This window comes from Paraburkholderia kirstenboschensis (assembly GCF_032806925.1).
Classification (GTDB): domain Bacteria; phylum Pseudomonadota; class Gammaproteobacteria; order Burkholderiales; family Burkholderiaceae; genus Paraburkholderia; species Paraburkholderia kirstenboschensis.
This window is the reverse complement of sequence record NZ_CP136513.1, coordinates 3,407,210-3,429,802: the sequence shown is the minus strand read 5'-3', so window position 1 is coordinate 3,429,802 and position 22,593 is coordinate 3,407,210. Positions and strand designations below refer to the sequence as shown.

General features: G+C 61.7%; 15 protein-coding genes and 1 pseudogene. 4 read left to right on the top strand and 12 right to left on the bottom strand.

Going from position 1 to position 22,593, the window contains the following annotated elements; all coding sequences use genetic code 11:
- Window positions 1-36: 36 nt before the first annotated feature.
- From RW095_RS38025 to RW095_RS37990, 8 genes are all read right to left on the bottom strand, one after another.
- Window positions 37-1,179 (bottom strand): glycosyltransferase family 4 protein, encoded by a 1,143-nt coding sequence (locus RW095_RS38025; protein WP_317020814.1) that lies wholly within the window; start codon window positions 1,177-1,179, stop codon window positions 37-39.
- A 25-nt stretch (window positions 1,180-1,204) separates the two neighbouring features.
- A complete protein-coding gene (locus RW095_RS38020; protein ID WP_317020813.1) occupies window positions 1,205-2,161 on the bottom strand; it encodes a GDP-L-fucose synthase family protein in 957 nt (318 codons plus the stop codon).
- A gap of 5 nt (window positions 2,162-2,166) precedes the next feature.
- A complete protein-coding gene (gmd, locus tag RW095_RS38015) occupies window positions 2,167-3,285 on the bottom strand; it encodes a GDP-mannose 4,6-dehydratase (protein WP_317020812.1) in 1,119 nt (372 codons plus the stop codon).
- Window positions 3,286-3,347: 62 nt separating this feature from the next.
- Window positions 3,348-5,582 (bottom strand): polysaccharide biosynthesis tyrosine autokinase, encoded by a 2,235-nt coding sequence (locus tag RW095_RS38010; RefSeq protein WP_317020811.1) that lies wholly within the window; start codon window positions 5,580-5,582, stop codon window positions 3,348-3,350.
- A gap of 49 nt (window positions 5,583-5,631) precedes the next feature.
- Entirely contained in the window at window positions 5,632-6,771 is a 1,140-nt protein-coding gene (locus RW095_RS38005; protein ID WP_317020810.1) for a polysaccharide biosynthesis/export family protein, read from the bottom strand.
- A 68-nt stretch (window positions 6,772-6,839) separates the two neighbouring features.
- Window positions 6,840-8,225, bottom strand: a complete 1,386-nt coding sequence (locus RW095_RS38000; RefSeq protein WP_317020809.1) for an undecaprenyl-phosphate glucose phosphotransferase — start codon at window positions 8,223-8,225, stop codon at window positions 6,840-6,842.
- A 51-nt stretch (window positions 8,226-8,276) separates the two neighbouring features.
- The gene (locus RW095_RS37995; RefSeq protein WP_317020808.1) at window positions 8,277-9,824 is read right to left on the bottom strand and encodes a mannose-1-phosphate guanylyltransferase/mannose-6-phosphate isomerase; all 1,548 of its coding nucleotides are present in this window, start codon (window positions 9,822-9,824) and stop codon (window positions 8,277-8,279) included.
- Window positions 9,825-9,914: 90 nt separating this feature from the next.
- Complete coding sequence (locus RW095_RS37990) at window positions 9,915-10,898, bottom strand: helix-turn-helix domain-containing protein (protein WP_317020807.1); 984 nt, start codon at window positions 10,896-10,898, stop codon at window positions 9,915-9,917.
- 889 nt (window positions 10,899-11,787) lie between these two features.
- Between RW095_RS37990 and RW095_RS37985 the strand changes: the two are divergent.
- The 4 genes and pseudogenes from RW095_RS37985 (at window position 11,788) to RW095_RS37970 (ending at window position 16,997) form a co-directional block, all read left to right on the top strand.
- Window positions 11,788-13,686, top strand: a pseudogene (locus RW095_RS37985) (hypothetical protein).
- 146 nt (window positions 13,687-13,832) lie between these two features.
- Complete coding sequence (locus tag RW095_RS37980; RefSeq protein WP_317020806.1) at window positions 13,833-13,973, top strand: hypothetical protein; 141 nt, start codon at window positions 13,833-13,835, stop codon at window positions 13,971-13,973.
- Between the two features lie 54 nt (window positions 13,974-14,027).
- On the top strand, window positions 14,028-14,480 hold the full coding sequence (locus RW095_RS37975) for a GDP-mannose mannosyl hydrolase (RefSeq protein ID WP_317020805.1): 453 nt from the start codon (window positions 14,028-14,030) through the stop codon (window positions 14,478-14,480).
- Between the two features lie 120 nt (window positions 14,481-14,600).
- Entirely contained in the window at window positions 14,601-16,997 is a 2,397-nt protein-coding gene (locus tag RW095_RS37970) for an RICIN domain-containing protein (protein ID WP_394365174.1), read from the top strand.
- Between the two features lie 35 nt (window positions 16,998-17,032).
- On the opposite strand, the gene RW095_RS37965 is transcribed toward RW095_RS37970, so the two are convergent.
- The 4 genes from RW095_RS37965 to RW095_RS37950 form a co-directional block, all read right to left on the bottom strand.
- Complete coding sequence (locus tag RW095_RS37965; RefSeq protein ID WP_317020804.1) at window positions 17,033-18,118, bottom strand: glycosyltransferase family 4 protein; 1,086 nt, start codon at window positions 18,116-18,118, stop codon at window positions 17,033-17,035.
- A 418-nt stretch (window positions 18,119-18,536) separates the two neighbouring features.
- On the bottom strand, window positions 18,537-20,018 hold the full coding sequence (locus RW095_RS37960; RefSeq protein WP_317020803.1) for an MFS transporter: 1,482 nt from the start codon (window positions 20,016-20,018) through the stop codon (window positions 18,537-18,539).
- Between the two features lie 62 nt (window positions 20,019-20,080).
- Window positions 20,081-21,319: a CaiB/BaiF CoA transferase family protein gene (locus tag RW095_RS37955; protein ID WP_317020802.1), complete on the bottom strand. Its 1,239-nt coding sequence runs from the start codon at window positions 21,317-21,319 to the stop codon at window positions 20,081-20,083.
- The gene (locus tag RW095_RS37950) at window positions 21,316-22,299 is read right to left on the bottom strand and encodes a hydroxymethylglutaryl-CoA lyase (RefSeq protein ID WP_317020801.1); all 984 of its coding nucleotides are present in this window, start codon (window positions 22,297-22,299) and stop codon (window positions 21,316-21,318) included. Before RW095_RS37950 ends, RW095_RS37955 begins: the two co-directional genes overlap by 4 nt.
- Window positions 22,300-22,593 lie beyond the last annotated feature (294 nt).

The following is a 22,593-nucleotide window of genomic DNA, read 5'->3' as shown; positions in this document are numbered from 1 at the left end:
TTCTATGCCCGACCTCGCGGCGACGCCGCACGCCCGTCAATCGCTCAGGATCAGCGCACAGCCCCGGGCAATATTGGCCGCTGCAGAAGGCGGATCGTAACGGCGAATGACATCCATGCACCGGTGAGCAGTGCCGCTCGCATCGGCGAAGGCCTCCATAGCCTTCAGGAGCGTGCGCTGCAATCCGGCAACGTCGCCCGCAGTGAATGAATAGCCGCTCACTCCGTCGATGACGAGTTCCGGCACGCAGCCGCAGCTTTCGCTGACTACTGCCGGACAACCGTGCGCGAGCGCCTCGTTCACCACGAGACCCCACGGCTCGCTATAGCTCGGCAACACCATGCAGGTCGCGCGGTAGTACTCCCGCGTGAGCGGCTCGTCCTGAAAACTGCCGGCAAAAGTCACTGCACCGCCCAGTTGCAGTTCGACGACCTTCTCGTGCAATGCGTCGGCCATCGGCCCCGTGCCGACCATGCGCAGCTGCGCTGCAGGAATACGCTTTCTCAGGCCGGCGAACGCTTCGATCAGCGTGCCGATGCCCTTCTCTTCCGAGAGACGCCCCACGTACAGAAACACCGGCGGATTGCCGGCGCGCGCGGCGACACGCTCCACTAACGCGCGCTCTGGCGAAAACGAGCCCGGCAATGCGGCCGCCTGGCACGGCACGAAAATCTTCTCCCGCTTCGCGCCGAGCGACAGCAAATACTCACGACTGCGCTCGCCGAACCCGAAATAGCCGTCGCACAGTGAAAGGAACACGCGCTTGGGAATCGACGTAACCAGCTTCTTTGGACGGTCTCGCGCAGTCGAATCGCAAAACACCGCGCGCCGCTTGCCGGTCACGACGCACGCCGCGAGCATCGCCCAATATTCCGGGCGGTGATAACCGGGAAGCACGATCAGGTCGGACTTGGCCTTCAGCACTTCCCATGTGAGGCGGACGATCATCTTGAGCGCCGGCACGTCTTCGTAGCAGCCGTCGAACAGCTTCTGCATCGGATACCGATGGTACGAATAATCGACGTCGGAGAAGCCGATTCGGTCGTGCTCGGTATCGGCGATCTGAACCATCGAATAGCGAATTGCTCCGGATACCGAAATATTATGCAGCGCAGAAAAGACGACACCTTTGTGACGCGACCATACGACGTTGTGGAAGATGGTGACTGATGCGGACATTTTTATGCAACTCCTCGACAAGGCGTCATTGCATGGCAGCCGTAGTCGCCGACGCGGAATAGGATTCGACGAAATCCCGATACGTCGACGCGATTCCCTGCTCGAGTGCGATCGTTGAGCGCCAGCCCATCTTCGCAAGACGCGAGACGTCGAGCAGTTTGCGCGGCGTGCCATCCGGTTTCGACGCGTCGAACATCAGTTCGCCCTCGAAACCCACCACTTTGCAAATGCCCTCCGCCAGTTCGCGAATCGACAGATCTTCGCCTACACCCACGTTGAAAAGACCTTCCGTCACGTTGTTTTCAAGCACGAACAATGTGGCGGCAGCCAGGTCGTCGACATGCAAGAACTCGCGGCGCGGTGTGCCCGAGCCCCACACCGTCAAAGTGTCCGCGCCATTCAGCTTCGCTTCATGCGCTTTGCGCAAAAGCGCGGGCAACACATGGCTGCTGTTCAGGTCGTAGTTGTCGTTCGGGCCGTACAGATTGGTCGGCATCAACGACACGTATTGCGTGTTGTATTCGCAGTTGTACGCCTCGCACAACTTCACGCCGGCGATCTTCGCAATCGCGTACGCGTCGTTGGTCGGCTCGAGCGACGAGGTCATCAGATACTCCTCGCGGATCGGCTGCGGACACTGCTTCGGGTAGATGCACGACGATCCGAAGAAGACGAGCCGTTCCACTTGTGCGCGATACGCAGCGTGAATCACGTTGGTTTCGATCACCAGGTTTTCATAGATGAATTCGCCCGGCCGCGACGCGTTGGCAAGAATGCCGCCCACGCGCGCCGCCGCCAGCAGCACGACGTCGATCTTCTCCGCCTCGAAGAAACGGTTCACGGCGGCCTGATCCGTGAGATCGAGCTCGACGCGCGAGCGCGTGATTACGTTCGCGTAGCCCGCGGCAGCGAGCCGTCTGAGCAGCGCAGAGCCGACCATGCCGCGGTGCCCCGCGACGAAAATGCGTGAATGTTTGTCCATCGCAGTCACTCGTGGTGTTCGAGCGCCGTGAAACCGGCGAGCGTGACGAGCGCGTCACGACGTGCAATCTGAAAGTCGGAGCGAACCATCTCCTTGACGAGCGAGGCGAACGGCGTGGTCGGCTGCCAACCGAGCTGCGCATGCGCCTTCGACGGATCGCCGAGCAGCGTCTCGACTTCCGCTGGACGGAAGTAGCGCGGATCGACGCGCACGATCACGTCGCCCGGCGACATTCTGGTTTCGCGCCCTTCCACCTTCTCGACAATGCCGATTTCGTCGACACCGCTGCCTTCGAAACGCACGGTGACGCCCAGTTCGGCGGCAGCGTGCTGAACGAACTGACGCACGCTGTACTGCACACCGGTGGCGATGACGTAATCCTCAGGCTGTTCCTGTTGCAGCATGCGCCATTGCATCTCGACGTAGTCGCGCGCATGGCCCCAATCGCGCAACGCGGACAGATTGCCGAGATGCAGCGTCTTTTGCATACCGACCGCGATTCGTGCAATCGCACGCGTGATCTTGCGCGTCACGAAAGTCTCGCCGCGTACGGGCGATTCGTGATTGAACAGGATGCCGTTGCATGCATACAGGCCATAGGCTTCGCGATAATTGACCGTGGTCCAGTACGCGAACATCTTCGCTACGGCATAAGGGCTGCGCGGATAGAACGGCGTGGTCTCCGATTGCGGCACCTGCTGCACGAGACCATACAGTTCCGAAGTCGACGCCTGATAAAAGCGCGTCTTGCTCTGAAGGCCCAGAATACGGATTGCCTCGAGAATGCGCAGTGTGCCAAGTCCGTCCGCGTTAGCCGTGTATTCCGGCTCTTCGAACGATACGGCGACGTGACTTTGCGCCGCCAGGTTGTATATCTCGTCTGGCTCCACGCGTTGAATCACGCGCAGAATGCTGGTGGAATCGGTCAAATCCGCATGATGCAGAAAGAGCCGCTGTTCCGGATCGTGTGGATCGCGATACAGGTGATCGATACGATCTGTGTTGAATAGCGACGACCGGCGTTTGATGCCGTGCACTTCGTAACCCTTAGCGAGCAGCAGCTCGGCAAGGTACGACCCGTCCTGCCCCGTGATCCCCGTGATCAGCGCGACCTTGCGTTTCATGAAGCTTCCCCTTTTTTGAACTTTTTAGTACTTTTGGCGAGAAAACTCTGCCCCGATTTTTTTCAACCCGCGATACTGTCGTACCCGTAATAGCCGCCCTGATAACCCGAACCGAGGAATGCCGCTTCCTGCGGCACGTCAGTGAGCAATACGCCTCCGAGTCCGACGCCTCCATTACGAAGACGCTTGGCGGTCTCCGCAATTTCATTCACCGGATGACGGCCATGGCGCACCACCAGCAGTGTCGTGCCCGCATGCTTGCCGATCAGCGTCGAATCGGTCACAGCGAGAACCGGCGGCGTGTCGATGATCACCAGGTCGTAACGCGCCTTCAGTTCTTCCAGCATCGACTCGAAGCGCGAATTCATCAGCAGTTCGGAAGGATGCGACGGCAGCGTGCCCTTGGCCAGCACATCCAGACCCGGCAGCACGTCGCGCTGGATCATCGACGTCAGATCGCCGCCGCTGAGCACATCCGACAAACCCGGTTGGTGCGCAATGCCGAAGTGCGAGTGCACGTCACCGCGCCGCATGTCGCCGTCGATAACCAGCACCCGTTTGTTCGCCGACGCGACCAGTGCCGCGAGATTCACCGACAGGAACGACTTGCCCGCGTCGGGCCGCGAACCCGTGATCATCACCACGTTATTTGGGGCGTGGTCGAGTGAAAGCTGCAGCGAGGTGCGCAGATTACGCACGCCTTCGACGGCGATATCTTCCGGCGCCTGCTGGGCGAGAACATGCAAGCCGCGACGGCGCAACATAACATTTTCCTGCAACCGCAACTGCGTCTGGCTGCGCGGCACCACGGCGAACACCGGCACGCCGAGCACCGCTTCGAGCTCGTCGGGACGCTCCACTCCGCCGTACATCGCGCGCTTGAAGAAGGTCAGCATGATGCCGAGCACGAGGCCGCCGCTAAGCGCGATCAGGATTGCGATCACGCGCTTCGGACGCACCGGCTCATCCGGCGCCTCGGCGAAATCGACCACCCGCACGTTGCCGACCTGACCTGCCTTCGCCACGCGCAGCTGCTGCGCGCTATTGAGCAGGTTCGTGTAAAGCTCGGTATCGACATGCACGTCGCGCAACAGACGCAACGCGGTCTGCTCCGTGTCCGGCATCACCGACACGCTGCGGTTCATATTGGTCTGCGCGCCTTGCAGCGCCGCGATTTGCGCATCCAGCGAGGCAACCGCCGGGTGATTCGCGGTGAAGCGTTGCGACATCTCCGCACGTTGCGTTTGCAGGTCCAGCAGCTTGGTCTTGTTGTCGACGATCTGCTGAAGCAGCAAGCGGCTCTCTTCGCCGAGATCCACCGTGCCGTGCGTGTTGCGGAACTTGTTGTAGCGCTGCTCGGCCTCGTCCAGTTCCTTGCGCAAGCCCGGCAATTGCTGATCGAGGAATGCGAGCATGTGCTCGGCTTCCGTCGAACGGCTCGCAACGTCCTGGCGCACGAATTCACGCGCCATGCTGTTGACGATCGCCGCGGTCAACGCGCTGTCGCCGCCTTCGAGACTCGCGCGAATCACGCCGGACTGCAGCGTGGTTTCCTGCACGACGAGCGCTTTCTGCAAACGATCGACCGTGCTCAACGTCGATGCCCGCGACAATTCGAACTGCGAGCCCGGCGCGCCGGTCAGCGCATCCACACGCAAGGAGATCGGACCGTCCGCCGTGTCGGTTCCCACCGTTTCGCCAACGTGGCCCGACAGAATCGCAATGCCGTTCTTGTCGCGCAGCACGTACGAACGGTCGTTGCCAGCGATCAGCGTGAACGTCGTGTCGTACATTTCCTTCGATGTGTCGAACCGCGACACCGAGATGCTTTCATTGCCCCACGCGTAGCCGGACAGATTGATGAACTGCGGCAGTCTGAAACCCCACTGCCCGTTCACAAGCCCGGCAATCAGGCTGCCGATAACCGGCATGTAGCGCGGCGTAGCGGTGATGTCGAGGTGCAGCTTCTTGACGGTCTCCTCCGTCACGAGACGCGACTTCAGCAGCTCGATCTCGGCCGCGGTCGACGGCTTCGTATCGAACATCCCCGTGAGCGGCGGCAACGAGTCCTTGCCGTTGGCGTTGGCATTCGCCGTCTTGTCCTCGACGTGGAACAACACATCCGCTCGATACGCAGGCGGAGCAAGGAAAGCGTACGCGCACCCCAGCGCGAGCGCGATCAGCGTCACCGTTGCGATGGTGCGCCGGCCCCGCACGATAGTGCGGAGATAGTCCGACAGATGAAGCTCGTCCGGTCCGGACACGTCGGTGTAGCGGTTTTCGAAGTTGATTGCCATTTTGGTCACCCAGCGGAACCCGGCGGTTCTGATTTACGTTATAGGGTCGTTATTTTGCAAGCACGGCACCGGTCACAGCCGCATTGATTGCCGGCAGCAGCAGGTTCAACACACGGTTAAAGCGAACCAGTCCACCCTGACCGACATACACGACGTCCTTCGGTTGCAGCTCGAACTGATTGGCGAGAATCATCGAAACCGGCGAGGTGGCGTCGAGGTGATAGATCTGCGGCGATTCGCTCGTCGAATTGCGGATCACGAACAATTGCCGCGTGGAGGCCGTGTTCGAGTCGAAGCTGCCGCTGTCCGAAATCGCCTGCGAAAGCGTCAGCGAACCGTTGCGCATCGGCGTGATGGTCGCAGGCTTGTTCACTTCGCCCATCACATAGACACCGCTGTCTTCGCGCGAGGCCACGCGCACAGCGTCGCCCGGTTGAAGGTAGATGTTCGACGGGTTGTGCCCGCGCTTGAGCAGCTCGTCCATGTTCAGCTGATACGTGACGCCATTGCGGATCAGCTCGACGCGGCTGCGATCGGCATTCGGACTGAAGCCGCCGCCCTGATTGATCGCGCTCGCGAGCGACATCGAAATGTCGTTGATCGACTGCGTGCCAGGCGTGCGCACTTCGCCGTCTATGTAGATCTGCGCAGCACGGAAAGACGCTATACGCACGGTCACTTCCGGTTTCTGATAGACCTTGCTCAGGCGGCTATACAGTTCTTTCTGGATCGCGCCGACGTCCTTGCCGGCCACGTGTACCGTGCCCGCGTACGGGAACTGCACATCGCCCTTTTCGTCGATGAGAAAGCCCGACGTCGCATCCGTCGTCTTCCCGCCCGGCGCCGGTTGGCCCAGAGCCGCCGCGAGTTCGGGGTGATCCCACACAACGATTTGCAGTACGTCGCCGGGACCCACGCGATAGGGAGTCGGCTTGCCGAAAAGCGCCAGAGTTTCGGGCGGCAATGGGGCAGTGCTTTGATCCGTGCGCATCTTGCGCACCAGCGACAGATTAATATCGGTAATCGGTATCGTCTGTTGCTGCGCGGGTTCGGTGCTGAAATCGCCACCTGTTTCCTGAAGCATGGCCGGTGTGTCCATCCGCTGACCAGGCGCGGCGGCACAGCCCGCGAGCAATGCAGCAATGGCAAAAACCGTGAGACTTCCCGTGCGTGTACCAAGCGAGCTCATAACATTTCCTCCTTGCGCGAGAGCGGTGATCCTCAGATAAGGCGACGCCCCGCGTGCTTTGTTAACAACTAGTAAGCGTTTCGATGCAACAGTCCGGCAACAATCGTCGCGCCGATGATCCGCATGTCGAGTGCGAACGACCAATGCCCCAGGTAGTAGAGGTCATGTTCGACGCGACGTTCCATCTTTTCGATGCGGTCGGTCTCGCCACGAAAGCCGTTGATTTGCGCCCAACCTGTAATGCCCGGCTTGATCCGATAGCGATTGATGTAGCCCGCGACCACTTTCTGATAGAGCTCGTCGTGCTCGAGCGCATGAGGACGCGGTCCGACAACCGACATGTCACCACGCAATACGTTAAAAAACTGCGGCAGTTCGTCGAGGCTCGTGCGGCGCAGAAACGCACCAACCTTCGTCACGCGCGGATCGTCGCGCGTGGCCTGTTTCACGGTGCCTTTTTCCTCGGTGTGCAGGCGCATTGAACGGAACTTGTAGATGGTGAATACACGTCCGTCCGCACCCTTGCGTTTCTGCCTGAAAAACACCGGACCACGCGACGAAAGCTTCACCGCAACGGCGATAACAAGCAGGACCGGAGACAGACAAAGGAGCGCGGCGGCCGCGAACAGGCGGTCGAAGATCTCCTTCTTCAGCATTGAGTTCGCCGACAGCGGCGAAGCAACCAGGTTGATTGCCGGCACGCCGAGAACGTCGATCACGCCACTGCCCTCGAAGAGCGCAAGGCTGCGCACGTCGGGCATGAAACGGATGTTCACCAGATCGTCGCGAAACTCGCCGACGAGCGAACAGATCAGCGGCTCTTCGGAGAGCGACAACATCAGCCACAACTCGTGAACGTCATTCGTGCGGATGTATTCAGCGAGCGCATCCACACTGTCGAACACCGTCACACGCGTACTCGTCACCGGCGACTTCTCCGGGCTCGTGTTGTAGACCGCCGTCGCGCGAAAGCCCGCGGTGGGTGCGGATTCGATACGGCGAATGATCGCGTCGCATTGCGAGCCGCTCCCTACTATCGCCACCTGATGCAGATTCATGCCCGCACTGCGCGCTCGCGCAAGCACCGCATGCGTGATGAGCCGGTACGAGATCAGCAAGCCGCCCGTAACGGCAGTCCAGTACGAGAACCACAAACGCGACACGAGGTCGATCCGATGCAACGAATACATGAGTACGAGCGCGCTGCCCTGCACGATCAGCCAGGCGAGCGACACCTGACCCGCGAGCATCAACTTGGAGCGGCCGCGCCACGATTCATACACGCCGAACGCGGGAAAGATCGCCAGCGCGAAGGCAGCGGCAAACATCACCAGCGCCCAATAGAAACCGGATTGAGCGAGGTAATCGAAGCGAATCTGCGACGCTGCCGCCGCACCCGCCAGCACCAACGCGACGTCGAACATTCGCGCGAGTAAATCCTGAAACTTGCGCATTTTGCTTACCTCGTACTGGCCGTTCCTGTCCGCAACCGTCGGGCACGCTGCCTATGAGCAGCGGCCGTAGTTGTCGTTGAATCGCACGATGTCGTCTTCGCCCAGATAAGTACCCGACTGGATTTCGATGATTTCGAGCGGCACCTTGCCCGGGTTTTCAAGCCGGTGCCGCGTGCCGAGCGGGATATAAGTCGACTCGTTTTCGCTTAGCAGGAATTGCTCTTCGCCTCGCGTGACGAGCGCTGTGCCGCGCACCACGACCCAATGTTCGGCGCGGTGATGATGCAGTTGGAGCGAAAGCTGCGCGCCGGGCGTCACGACGATGCGCTTCACCTGAAAGCGCTCGCCGTGGTCGATTGAATCGTAAAAGCCCCACGGGCGGTGCACCTTGCGATGCGCATCGGCTTCCGGTGCGTGCTGCGCCTTGATGCGCGACACGAGACCCTTGACGTCCTGCACATGCGAGCGGTCCACCACGAGCACCGCGTCGGCGGTTTCGACCACTACCACATTCGTGGTGCCGACGCACGCAACAAGGCGTCCTTCGGAATGCGCGTAGCTCGACACCGCGCCCTCGAAAGTCACGCGGCCACGCCCTGCGTTGCCATTGGCGTCTTTTTCCATCGCGGCCCACACCGCGTCCCACGAACCGAGATCGGACCAGCCTGCTTCCAGCCTGACGACCACGCCCGCCAGCGATGTGCCGTCTGCGCGAGCGGGTTCGGCCGCATTCGCGTCCGGCGATTCAGTCAGACGTTCCATCACGGCATAGTCGATGGAATTGGCCGGCGCACTGAGGAACGCGTCGACGAGCGGCCGGAAATACGCGCCTTCGCTGCGCCCGCCACTAAATGCGCGCTCGCACGCGGCGTGCATCTCGGGTTGCAGACGCGCGAGCGTATCGAGCCACACGCTCGCGCGCACGATGAAGATGCCGCTATTCCACCAATACGTTCCCGCAGCAACGTACTTCGCAGCGAGTTCCTCGGCGGGCTTCTCCACGAAGCCGTCGATAGCATGTCCACCGTCGGGCAACGCGGCACCGATACGGATATAGCCGAAGCCAGTATCGGGCCGCGTGGGCGGCACGCCCAGCGTCGCAATCGCGCCTCGTTCCGCGTAAAGAGCCGCGCTTTCCAGCGCGGCCTGCAACGCACGGAGGTCAGCGATCGAATGATCGGCCGGCATCACCACGAGAATGCCGTCCTTACCGTCCGCGCACGCAAGTGATGCCGCGAGCGTAAGCGCGGGCGCCGTATCGCGACGAGCGGGCTCAACGATCAGGCGCGCGTCCACGCCGTTCTCGTGCAACTGTTCAGCAATCACGAAGCGGTGCTCTTCTCCGCATACGATGATGGGCGAAGCGTCGACCTGCCAGCTCGCCGGAAAACCGTTCATGCGCCGCGCGGTCGCTTGCAGCAGAGAATCCGAACCCACCACGTCGATAAGCTGCTTCGGATAGTTCTCGCGCGACACGGGCCACAGCCGCGTGCCCGATCCGCCCGCAAGTATGACGGGGACAATGCGCGTGCAACGCGCGCCGGTTGCCTCGCCACTCGCATTGGACGACTCGCCGTTTTCAGCTCCATGAGTCCACATATTCGTAATCCTTACGATTCTTCAATAACACCGAAACAGACGCCGGACACCGTGTGTATCAGGCGGCGGCCCCATCTCGCGCCTACGAGGCTATTGGCCCACCATGCGGCGGCTTTGAATTCTGAATTCCGTGGGCGAAATTCTCATCCGTTTGCGAAATACCTTCGCGAGCCTGTCACCGTTGCCCATGCCGGTGCGGCGCGCAATTTTGTCGACCGGCAATTCTGACTCGGTCAACAGACTGCATGTCACCGCGAGACGCTCGTGCAGCAGAAAACTCGAAGGCGTAATGCCCATTTCCATCTTGAAGCGGCGCAGGAAGTTGCGCTCGCTCATCGCGGCGAACTGCGCAGCGTCAGCAATCGAAATCGACTGCTGACAGTTTTCCTGCAGCCAGCGGGCCGCCGCGCGAACCTTGTCACCCGGCGTGAGCGCGCCGTCTTCCCTCAACAGCGGTCCGAGGTTCGAGCACGAATCGGCCAGCAGGCGCTCGGCAACGGTGCGCGCGGTCGCGGCGCCCAGATCGCGCTTGATCATCGCGAGCGCACTTCGCATGGACTCGAGACGATCGCCTGCGTCGGCGGTCTCCTCGGTCTGGCGCGGCAGTATCGAAGGCTCGCGCAACTCGCTGCCGCCCATTGCGTCGGGCGTGTACGCCGCGTCGAGCAGTGCGCGTCCTTCCGCGATCGGCCGGATCATCCTGGTGTTGCCACGCTCACGGCGCAACCAGGCGATCAGGCGTTCGTCCTTTGCAGCAGCCACGGCACCCTTGCCGCCGGCCACGTATAGCGCGTCGAAGCCGCTGTAATGTCTCGCGTCGAGTCCATCGGTCCACACTCGCAAAGCCGACGAGGAGGTCACCATGCCGCCGTCCGCCGACAGGAAACACACGTCGTAAGAGCAGCCGCCGGAGCCCGTGGCCGCGAGATCGTTCGCCGCCTGAAATACTTCGGCTACGACGCCAGCGCCTTGCAGCGAGCAGTCGTTGAACATCAAAATTGCGATGCGACGCATCCCCTTGTTCGGTGCGTGCACCCAGCGCAGCATTGCTGACTCGAGACTCGCGCAGCTCATAGCTATCCTCATCAGAAAACGGCTTACTTCACCGTCAACGGCCACGGCGGGCCGACTCCGAACAGTGCATCATAGCCACCCTAAATCAAGTATTTAGCCGCCATGACCGATAGTGTTGACATGTTGGCGCATTGACGGGGGTGGCTCGCCGGTGATTTGCGGCAATATTCTTGCCTACGCTGAATTGCACCGAACTAGTTGCCGGTTCCGCATATCATTGAATTGGCGTTTGCGAATGTTAATGCAAAGCAGGAGCGCATTTCGTTCGCCACCGCACACTGGATCACGACTCAAAAAAGAGCGGTTACAATCTAATCTTTGCGGCGCGGTCACTGTTACAAAGCTATTTTTTCCTGGTTCTGCGGGACGCGCAGATGACTCTCCTCCGCGCTTGGGCTCGCCGCCAAACTTGCTGCGCAGCACTGCGCGTCCGATGGACACCACGCACTTCAATAGCGCAAAGAAGCGTCTAATACAGGCGCGTTACTGCGCACTTAAATTATTTAATTTGTTCTTATCGGCGTCTTGAATATAAACATGACGATTAATGTTTCAGACCTGAAACATGAAACAACATTCGTTAACGCGGCGGCGCAATTGACGGACCAGAAGCATAAGGCGCGAAGCCGGAGACCGGCGGAAACCGCCGTAAAATTGCGGAATTGCACTATGCGGTTTCCGCAACGCGCGGCAATGGACAGTACACCCAGGCGGCTCTGACCTGGCGAATTAGCAAATTGACGACGTTCGCGCGTCTTAATACACCGCGAACCGCACGGGGAACATATGTCGAGTCGAAGCAAACATGACGCAGTGCGAAGCATGAGCGGCCCCTCGTCAGCGCGCGCCCCAATGTGGGCCGCCGCCTTCTTTTTTTGCTGTCGTCACCATACTCTGGTGCTTCCCGGTTCAATGCGGCGCAGCATCCGCGGCCGCGGCTGCATCCGCGGTGCCGGTCGATATCAAAGCCCTGTCAGGCCAAGGCCTGCGGTGCTCCGCGCCGTCATCGCAGGCACGCGCGGCCTCCGCCGGCGATCTGATCGAAGCCGACACGCGCAGCGACGGCACGCGCCTCTTCGCCGCGTCGAAACCGTTCGCGCTCGTCATCACCACGCGCGCACCGCAAAACGACACGCTCAACTGGCAGATACGCGACGCCTGGAACGTCGTGCGTGCAAGCGGGAGCTTCGGCGTCGCGGCGGGCACAACGTCGGCAACGCTTGGTTGCGCATCCACGGTGGCGGGCTACTTTGCGGTGTCGGCCTCGCTCGAACGCGCGCGAGGTCAGCTCCAATCGCGCGGCACGCGTCCCGCAGGTATCGCGACCTTCAGGTGTGCTGCCCGATACCGCGCCGGCCTTGCCCGCCGTACGATTTTCATACAAGGACCTGCATCGGTTCGGCGGCCAGGGCACAGCCTATCTCGCGCCCGGCCAGCATTGCTGCGACGGTGAGGGCGACCGCCCGGTCTATACCGCGCTCAGCCTGACCTGGGCCAACGACAATCGCAACTGGTATATGGAGGAGCCGGATAAACCGGGCACCTTCAATCCCGCGACGAAGCAGCTCACGCCGTACTTTCAGCGCGGCGACATCATGCGTCTGATCCAGCTAGACGGCATTCCCAAGTGGGCAAGTCCGACAGTCAAGCAGGCTCATAGCTACGCACCTACTTCACTTGCGCAGATGAAGGACTATATGGCGAAGGTCGGCGCGGAATCGAATCGGGTCGGCACGACATATTTTCGGAAGCAGCGTGACAATTACTATCAGGTGACCTGGGAGCCGGACGCGGATGGCGGATTGCCGTGGCGCGACAGCGACGCCAATTTCGTCGCGATGTACAAGGCAGTGTGGGAAGGCATCCATCAGACAGAGCCGCATGCGGTGGTGATGGAGCTCACGTATTCATCGGTGCAGGGCAATGTGACGTGGATGCGCCGTCTGGGCCCGCTAGGCATCGGCCGCTATATGGACGGCATGACCGTGCACGGCTATTACGACATCGGCACCACGCCATCGCATCCGCCGGAGCGTGTCACCGACACGCGCAATGAGGGCACCGTGTCGGGTGCGCTGGCTGCTTCGATGCGCGCGTTGCGCCACGAAATGCGGCAATATCTGAAACCGGGCGCGCCGCTCTTCGTCACCGAAACGGGCATCAGTTACGACATCGGCGAATCGTATGGCAAGAACTATCCTGGCGCGGACGTGCTGTATGCACAAGCCGCGGTCGTCGCGCGCACTCATTTCATTCTGCTTGGCGAGGGGGCCGACATAACCTACGTGTTCTATCTCGCGGACATGCCGGATGCTGCGCCAGGCTATGGCATCTTCTTCGAGCTCGAACACGCGAAAGGCGCGTATGTCCTTCGGGGATCAGCCCGAAACCCGCGGCGCTCGCGGTTGCGGCGATGACACGCATCATCGACGGAACGAATACGGTTGGGGCGCTGAAGGGCCTGCCAGCAGGCGTCCATGCCTACGCGTTCAGGAGGCTCGGCGGCGGCGCGGTCGTGACTGCGCTGTGGACCCACGACAACGACAGATGGAGCGCGAAGACCGGCTTCAACGCGGCACAAAGCGCCGATTACCGCTTGCGCGTCGACGCACCCGGAATGAGCGGCGAAGTCACCGCGCTCGACATGATGGGCAACGCAACGGCCATACCGTATCGCGACGGCGCGGCGAACCTGAAACTGTCGCCCGCGCCTCTCTATGTGCTGTCCAGCAACGCGGACGTGTTCAAGGACGCGGTAACTGTGCCGGAAGGGTACGTTGCCCGATAGAGCTTCGAATGGACGGCGCGATCGGTGCGCTACATCGAGCGGCGAAACCACCGCGATAGCTAGGTAGCGCACAAAAAATCTGGGCCGGGAAAGCTAGCATTCCTATCGACGCGCTGGAGCCGCCAACGAACGGCATTGCATGGATCATGCCGGTACTCGCCGCGGTGGCCGGCGTGGTGGCCGGCGCGTTTATCTTTGCGGCGGCGGGCACACTCGTGCTCCTGCTGCTGTTCGCCGATGTAGCGGAAAAGCTGACCCGCGACGATGACAACCGCGGCAATTACTAGCGCTTGCAACAGCAAGGTCGCGCTAGACATAGCGCCCTCGCCCAAGGAACTGAAATGCTGACGGAGATCGACTTCCTCGACGTTGTTCGTCTAACGCCGCTTGTCGCGATCGATCTGATCGTTAGCGACGCAGAAGGACGAATCCTGATCGGCCATCGCCGCAACCGGCCCGCGCGCGGTACGTGGTTTGTGCCCGGTGGCCGCATTCTGAAAGATGAGAAGCTCGACGCCGCGTTCGCGCGCATTGTGGACGCAGAATTGGGCATCGCGAAACTCTCGCGTTCGTCCGCGCGCTTCGAAGGCGTATTCGAGCATCATTACAACGACAATTTCGCGGCAGAGCCCGGCGTTTCGACTCACTACATCGTGCTTGCCTATGCGCTGTCGCTCGGGAATACACAGCAGATCGGGCGGCCCGATCAGCACAGCGACTATCTTTGGCTCACGCCCGCCGAGCTGCTCGCTCACGCGGACGTCCACGAGAACACCAAGGCGTATTTCCGCTAACCGCCCCGACATACGCGGATCGCCGAAACGTTGGCGTCGTGTCCCGCAGTGTTACCCCGGCAACACGGAACGTCAGACTATTGCCGTATGATCGAGTCCACTCCAACGGCTCGAATCGACATGCGATCAGCGGTAGCCAGTTCTGTTCGGGGGCCATGCATTGCGCTCGTCGCGGTACTCGCAGTGCTCGTGCTCGCCATGTTTCCAGCGGCAGCGCGGGCGGCCGGTTGCAAGGCGGGCACGCTTGTCACGGTCGTCGCGCATCTCGACGACGATCTGCTCTTTGTCGATCCCGCGATCAGCGAGCGTCTGGATGCCGGATGGTGCATCACTACGGTGCATCTGATCGGCGGCGCAAACGGTGCGAACTTCTCTTACGTGCTCACGCGCGAACGGGCCTCGCGGCTCGCGTATGCACGCATGGCGGGCGTGCCTGACGCGTGGAGCGAGTCGAACATCGGGATTGCCGGCAAGCTCGTCCACCAAATGGTGCTGAAAGCAAAGCCCCAGGTTCGCCTGCTCGAACTGCGGCTGCCGGGCGGAGGCGTGCGCGGCGGTCGCCAGCCGCTCGGCTTGCTGTGGGAGCAGAGCGCAACGCTTTCCTCGTATCCGATGAGCACGGACGGCTCCGGACGCATGAAATACGACCGCGACACGCTGTCGGCCACCTTGAAGGCAGTTCTCGCTCAGGCCACGCAGATCTATACTCTTAATCCGGACACCGTACCATTTGCAGAACATCCGGACCACATCCTTGCCGCACGCATTACGCGTCATGTCGCGCAAACCCTCGCCATGAGCGTACCGATCGTCTATCACGTGACGTACCCGACGGGCGGCTGGCCGGCCAATCTTCCCGCTACCGAAGTGCAGCGCAAGCGCGACGTTGTCGCGAGCTACTTCTCGATCGACGGAAGCGAGTCGTCGCATGTATTCGGCGAGTTTCAGTGGGACGGCAACTGGATCGCGCGGCGCTATGCATCTGCGGATCGCAGCGATCGCCGCGTGCCGGACTTCCAGGCGCGCCCCATACAGCTATTCAACGTCGCGACGAATCGCTGCGTAACTGCAAACGGACCAGGCCGCGCGCCCACGCTCTCCGCATGCAATGGATCGGCCGCCCAGCAATGGCGATGGGAACCGGTAACGGTCTATCCCGGCAACGCGCGCAATGCGGCGCTTGTCAGCGCGGCGACGTCGCAATGCATCGCCGAACGCGACGGTTATCTGCGCTCGGAAAGCTGCGATCAGTGGGATCTTGCGCAACGCTGGACGCCATGGGACTTCGGGCTCGTCTATACACCTTTGCGCCATTGCCTCGGTGAAAACGACGGCAAGCTGACAATGCGCGGCTGCACCGCGCTCACTACACGTTACCGTTGGGCCACGACGCAACGCATTCAGGCAAACGATCTGCGGCTTGCCACGGCAATGTACGCAGACGTGACGGGCACGGGTGCACAATCCGCAGTCTATGTGCAACGGCAGCACGATGGTCCCGGCTTCAATGTCTACGCGGCGTCGCTCGAAAAAGCCGTGCCGCCGGCGCTCTGGTATGCAGCCACTGTCCCGTTCGATCCAGACGCCACCGCGCCGAGCTGCGCGGGCGACAAACTGTGCTTCGACAGCGCGCGCTTCCTGCTCGGCGACTTCGACGGCGATGGCAAGGCTGACCTGATGATCGTCGCAGCGCGAGAGAACGGTACCGCCTTCTGGCTGCTGCGCAGCGCGGGCGATCGTTTCGACGCGCCGCGCCTCTGGTTGCAAACGGGCACGGCATTCAAACCCGACCTGACACAGCAATACGTGGCTGCCGATTTCACCGGCACGCGTAAAGCCAGTGTGCTCATTGCGCAAAAGCGCGCAGATAGCGGGCTCGACTTGTGGATCGCGTCATCTAGCGGCGCCGCGGACGTTGGCGCCGCGCCTACGCTCGTCGCGCAAGCCCGAGGCCTCGCGCAGAACGCCGCCTTGCTGCCGTTCGGCAACGCGGGCTCGCGCTCGTCGCTCGTCGCCGTGGAAACCGCGCAAGCACGCGTGTCGCTCACGATCATCTCTAACGACGGCGCGCGCATGCGCATCGGCGAACGCAGAATGTTGCCCGCCAACTTCGTACCGGGCTTCGTGAAGACGACGGTCGCGTCGACGCGCGCCGACGATCGCGACACCCTGATGCTGGTAACGCCGCGTGTGAATGGCACCGACGCCGACACGCTGATCGACATCGACACGCTCGATCTCGCCCAATCCGCTGCCGCGCCGGTACACGTGGCTTCGTTGCGCGGCATGTCGTGGTCGGATGTATTGCCTGGCTATGTGCGCGACACGCACGGCGCGGCGCTCGTGCTTTATCGCAGAACCGACGCGACGCTCGGCGACTTTTACTTCACTGGCGGCGCACCGGCGCTATCGCGCTATCCGCTGGAAAACGGCTTTGCCCTGGGCGCGCCGCACGATCTCGGCGTGCTGCCAGGGCTCTTTTCGGAGACGGTGAGAATCGACCGGCTCGCGCAATAACGTGTGGCGCGCCGGTCGATAAACGCAGGACAAACTCAGGCCGATACCTGCATCGGCTGAGCGAACTTGCGCACAATCGACATATAGCGGTCCGCAGTGTCGTGCAGCGCATAACCCGCGAGTTGCCGGTGCGCGCGAGGCGTTCCCAATGCCTTGACGAGCGCCTGAGCATAGGTGTCGACGTCGGTCGTGTCGACGAGACTCACGCCGGCCAGATTGCTCGCAAAACCGAACGCAGGAATGCGGTTCGCCACGACCGGAATTCCCGATGCAAGCGCCTCCAGAAATGCTATGCCTTGCGACTCGAAGCGCGATGGCATTGCAAATACGCGCGAGGAGCGCAGCACCGCGGCGACGTCCGAGCGCGGTCCGCACACGCTGACCTTGCTCTCAAGACCGAGTTGCCTCACAAGCGACACCACCGCGCGGTGATAGTCGAGTTCCTCGACCACGCCGCACAGCAGCAGACGCGCTTCGGGTTCGACCTGCAGCACATGCTCGAATGCGCGAACCGTGTCCAGTTGACTCTTTCCTTCTATGTACCGGCCGAGCTGAACGATCTGCTTGGACGGCACAGCACTGTCAGGTGCGGGCGAACCGTCGGGTCCGGCGAATAGCGACGCGTCGACGCCATTAGGAATGACCACCATCGAAGGATGCCGGCCAATCTCGCGCATATAGTCGTCGATAAGCTGCTGCGAAACGCCGATGATGGCTCTCGCCCGGCGCGATAACAGGCGTTCGGCGCGCTTGAGCGCACCGTTTTCGAAGTCGTTGACGCCCGAGTGCATCACCCATGCGATAGGCGTGCGTACCGGCAACAAACGCACGTACAGCGCAGCAAGCGTGGCATGCGCAATGATGAAATCCGGGCGAAACTCGCGCACCACGCGGTACAGGTGCAGCAGTTTGCCGAACCTGCCATGCCGTACCTCGGGGAAGCGGCACATGACACCCGCCGCTTCCAGTTCGGCTCGAATAGCGATGAAGTCGTCGTGCTGCGGCAACAGCGAAGTCATACAGACTTCGTGTCCGGCACGCTGGTGGTGAATCGCAACACCTTTTACGAGTACTTCTGCCCCGGACAATCGTGGTGCGTGAACCAGTTGAAGAATCCTCACGATTTATCTCTCTGATGACCGCCCCGTTTTGCAGCGGATAGATGAGTCGGCCCAGCGACCAACGGCTCACTGAACGCTCTCATCCGATAGTTGGTATGTGGTGCACGCCTTTGCGACGCGCGCCGTTTACGAAACACGCGACCGGCCAATGCACCGGTTCTCGTCGCGAGAAAACGTTACACCCAAGATCCTGCAAGTTTGCGCCAAGTCCAAGACTTCTTCCGCTTCGGTATGAGCGGTATCGCCCACTTGGGTGGCGAATTCCTTCTGGAGACCGAACAGGTCGGCCGATCCATTACACCATTTCGCGAAGTCGGTGACGAGCGTTAATGAGCGCTACCGCACATTGGACAAGAGCGATGAAAGCGGCGGGGGTCTCGCCGTCTATGTACCAGGGTAGGTCACGCAAACAGCGACACTACTTCGAGATATCTTCCAACGCCACATCGCGCGTCTTCGGTCCGAGCGTGCCGATAGCGAGCATCACAATCGCCATCGCACCGGAAATAAACACAAACACGCCATTTACGCCGAAGCGGCTCAGGCATCCAGCGATCACGAATGCGGAGAACATTGCCGACAGCCGGCTCCACGAATAAACGAAGCCTACTGCGCGTGCGCGGATACTCGTTGGAAAAAGCTCTGCCTGGTACGCGTGATAGCTGTAGGAAATGATGTTGCCCGCGAGCACGAGACACACACCGAGGCTGACCAGCAGCACCGTCTCGCGAACCTGACTAAACAGCAAGCCGCACACCACGTTCACCGCCGCCATGAAGATGATCACCGTCTTGCGCTCGAAACGGTCGGCAATCAGCAAGCCGAGCAACGGTCCGAGCGGCGCCGCCACCGCGATGATGCTTGCGTACATCAGGCTCGTCGTTACCGTAATGCCCTGCTTGATCAGCAGCGTCGGAATCCAGTTGGCGAAGCCGTAGTAGCCCATCGTCTGGAACACATGAAAGATGATGAGCATCAGCGTGCGCTTGCGATACGGCGGCACCAGCAGATCGCGGAACGCCGCGCGGGCACGAACCGGCTCGGGCATTGCGGGTTCCGGCAGCGCTCGTCCGTATTCGCGCTCGACTCGCGCTTCGAGCCGCGTCATGATCGCGTCCGCTTCGTCGATCCGGCCTTTTTGCGCGAGCCAACGCGGGCTCTCCGGCAAACCGAGGCGGATCCACCACACGACGAGCGCACCCACCACACCCGTCAACACGACGAGACGCCAGCCGTCGAGACCAAAGTACTGATGAGGCACCAGCAGATACGAGAGAAACGCGACGATCGGCACCGCGCAAAAGCCGACTGCCTGCGAACACGCGGACGCACGCCCTCGCACATGCTTGGGCACGAGTTCGGAGATGTATGTGCCGATCGTCACGATCTCCACGCCTATGCCGATGCCCGCAATGAAACGCCACAGGTTGAGCCCGAGCGCCGTGTCCTGAAACGCCATGATGACGTTCGCCGCCGTGTACCAGAGCAACGACCACGTAAAAATCGCACGCCGCCCGAAGCGGTCGGCTAGAAAGCCGCACGCCGCGGTGCCGATGAAGAGCCCCGCGAACAACGCGGCAATGAAGCTCGCCACGCCGCTCGTGCCAAAGAGGCCGTGCGTCGTCGCGGTCAGGATGCCGCTGCGTACGAGTCCCGGCGCGATATACCCCGAGAACATGAGGTCGTACAGTTCGAAGAAGAGCCCGAGGCTCAACAACATCACCAGCTTCCAGATGGAACGCGTGGCCGGCAAGCGGTCGAGCCGCGCCGAAATGCGCGCGCCGCCCAGCGCTATTTCTTCGGCACGGCTGCCCGCAGACGCACCGGCGCCCGAAGGCAAGCCGAGGGCGCCGGCATCGCCGACCGCTGTCGCATACACCGCCTGATTCGACGACTTCATCGTCTGTCTCCTTGAATGCCGGTCTGCGCCGGATAAGCTTGATTGGTTATGTGCGCTGCCGATCACGCGGCCACGCGTGGCGCCTGATTCGAGTCGCTGTTCAACAGCGCGATTTGCGCGTCGTCATAGCCTAGCTCGCGCAATACCGCTACCGTGTGCTCGCCGATCTTCGCGATGGGCTGACGCGGCTGCAAACGCGCGCCGTCGATCGAAATGGGCAGCAGAGGCATTGCGGTTTCGCTGCCGTCCTCGAGCGTGAGGCGAGCAAGGCCGCCGCTCTCTTTCAGGTGCGGATCGTCGAATAGCTCTTCGGGCTTGGCAATCGACGCGAACGGAATGTGGTCGCGCTCGAACAGCGGCACGAGCGCCGCGCCTTCGAAACGGCTCAAGGTGTCGCCGAGCGTTTGCAGCAGCCATGAGCGCGCAAGCACGCGGTCGTTGTTCGTCGCGAGGCGCGGGTCGGCGAGCAGGTCGCCGCGGCCGAGAATCGCGCACAATGCGCGCCATTGGCCGTCGCCGGTCGCGGCAATGAACATCTGCTCGTTGTTCGCGAGCGCGAAGACGTCGTAGACGGCCCATGCACTGATGCGCTCAGGCATCGGCGCGGGCGGCACACCGGTCGCGGCATACTGCTGCATGTGCTGCGCGGACAGCAGCACGCAGTTTTCGAAGAGCGCGCTTTGCACTTCCTTGCCGCGCCCGCTCGCATGCCGTTCGTGCAATGCGGCGAGTACGCCGATCGCGCCGAACATGCCGCCCATGATGTCGTTGACCGAACTGCCGGCGCGCAGCGGACGACCCACCGGGCCTGTCATATACGCGAGACCGGCCATCATCTGCACGACTTCGTCGAGCGCGAGGCGGTGCTCATACGGGCCATTGAGAAAGCCCTTGTGCGAAACGTAGATCAGTTTCGGGATGCGCTCGCGCAGCGACGCATAGTCGAGACCGAGCTTCGCCATGCGGCCCGGCTTGAAGTTTTCGACGAACACGTCGGCGGTATCGACAAGCTTGTGCAGTGCGGCCAGTCCCGCTTCGCTATCGAGATCGAGCGCGACGCTCTTCTTGTTGCGATTGAAGGTGCGAAAGAAACCCGCGCCGGTGCCGAGCAAACGGCGCGTGCCGTCGCCGCGCGGCGGCTCGACCTTGATGACTTCTGCGCCCAGGTCGCCGAGAATCATCCCGCAGGTCGGGCCCATCACCATATGCGACAACTCGATCACGCGAATGCCGGCAAGCGGCAATGCGCGCTCCTGCGGCGCTTCAGTGAAGGAACTGGCGATAGCGGAATGGGCGTTCATTGCAGCACCTGTGAGCAGGAAGATGGTGAAGCTTCGATTTGTCTCGAAGCGGCGAACTGCTTGGGCAAACCGGCGCGCGCGAGATAGCCGTAAAGCGGCTCACCAGGCAATGCATCGGCGAGCACTGCACGCGACGCGATCAAACGCGTGAGATCGATGCCGGTTTCATAGCCCATACTTTCGAGCATGAAGACGAGATCTTCGGTGTTGACGTTGCCGGTCGCGCCAGGCGCGTGCGGGCAACCGCCAAGCCCGGCGAGCGACGCGTCGAATTCGCGGATGCCGTGTTGCAGTCCGATCAGCGTATTTGCGAGAGCAAGGCCGCGCGTGTCGTGCAGATGCAGCGAGCGCAGTTTGTCGCCCGCCACGCCGCGCACTAATTCAATAATCTCGCCGACCTGGCGTGGCGTCGCTTCGCCGGTCGTATCGCCGAGTGCGATTACATCGGCGCCTGCATGCACGGCGTCGCGTGCAATCGCGGCGATGTCCTCATAGGGCACCGCGCCTTGCAGCGTGCAGCCGAATACCGTCGACAAACCGGCGATCAACTCCACACGCCGCGTGCTTGAGCCCGGCACGCTGTCGATCGCCTCGCGCATTGCCGCGAACGAGTCGATCATTTCCGCTGGCGTCTTGCGCACGTTCGCGAGGCTGTGCGCGGTGCTCACCGAGATCGGCGCGACGATCCGATGCACGCCGCATTCGAGCGCACGTTGCGCGCCTTTCAGGTTCGGCACGAGTGCGGTCACGATCAGATCGCGATAACCGAGCGCGTGGGCAATGACCTCGTCGGCGTCGGCCATTTGCGGCAGCAGCTTGGCCGGCACAAAAGAAGCCACTTCCATGTGCCGCACGCCGGCGGCATAGGCGGCATCGATCCAGCGGCGTTTGGATTCGGTGGGCATCGTTCGCGCGATGCTTTGCAGACCGTCGCGCATGCCGACCTCGGTCACGGCGACGCGCTCCCTCATATCACTCATGTTTTGAATCCTGCGGAAAATGCGGGGAATTGAAGTACGGATCACAGCGTGCCTGCGCGAAGCCGGGTCGCAAAGTCTGCGTTGACGAAGCACTCCATCGCCGTTGACGATGGCCGGCGACACAAGCGGGACGGGCATGCGCCGTCGCAAAGGGGAAACCCTTAAGGGCTTTTCAGAGGTGTGAAGTGCAGACCTGCACGACCATGCGCGACGCTTGAATCGCATATTGAAGAGCGGTTGAGCGATCCGATCTCGCGCCGGATCGGAAGTCGAGACGCTACGCCTCCGCATGCC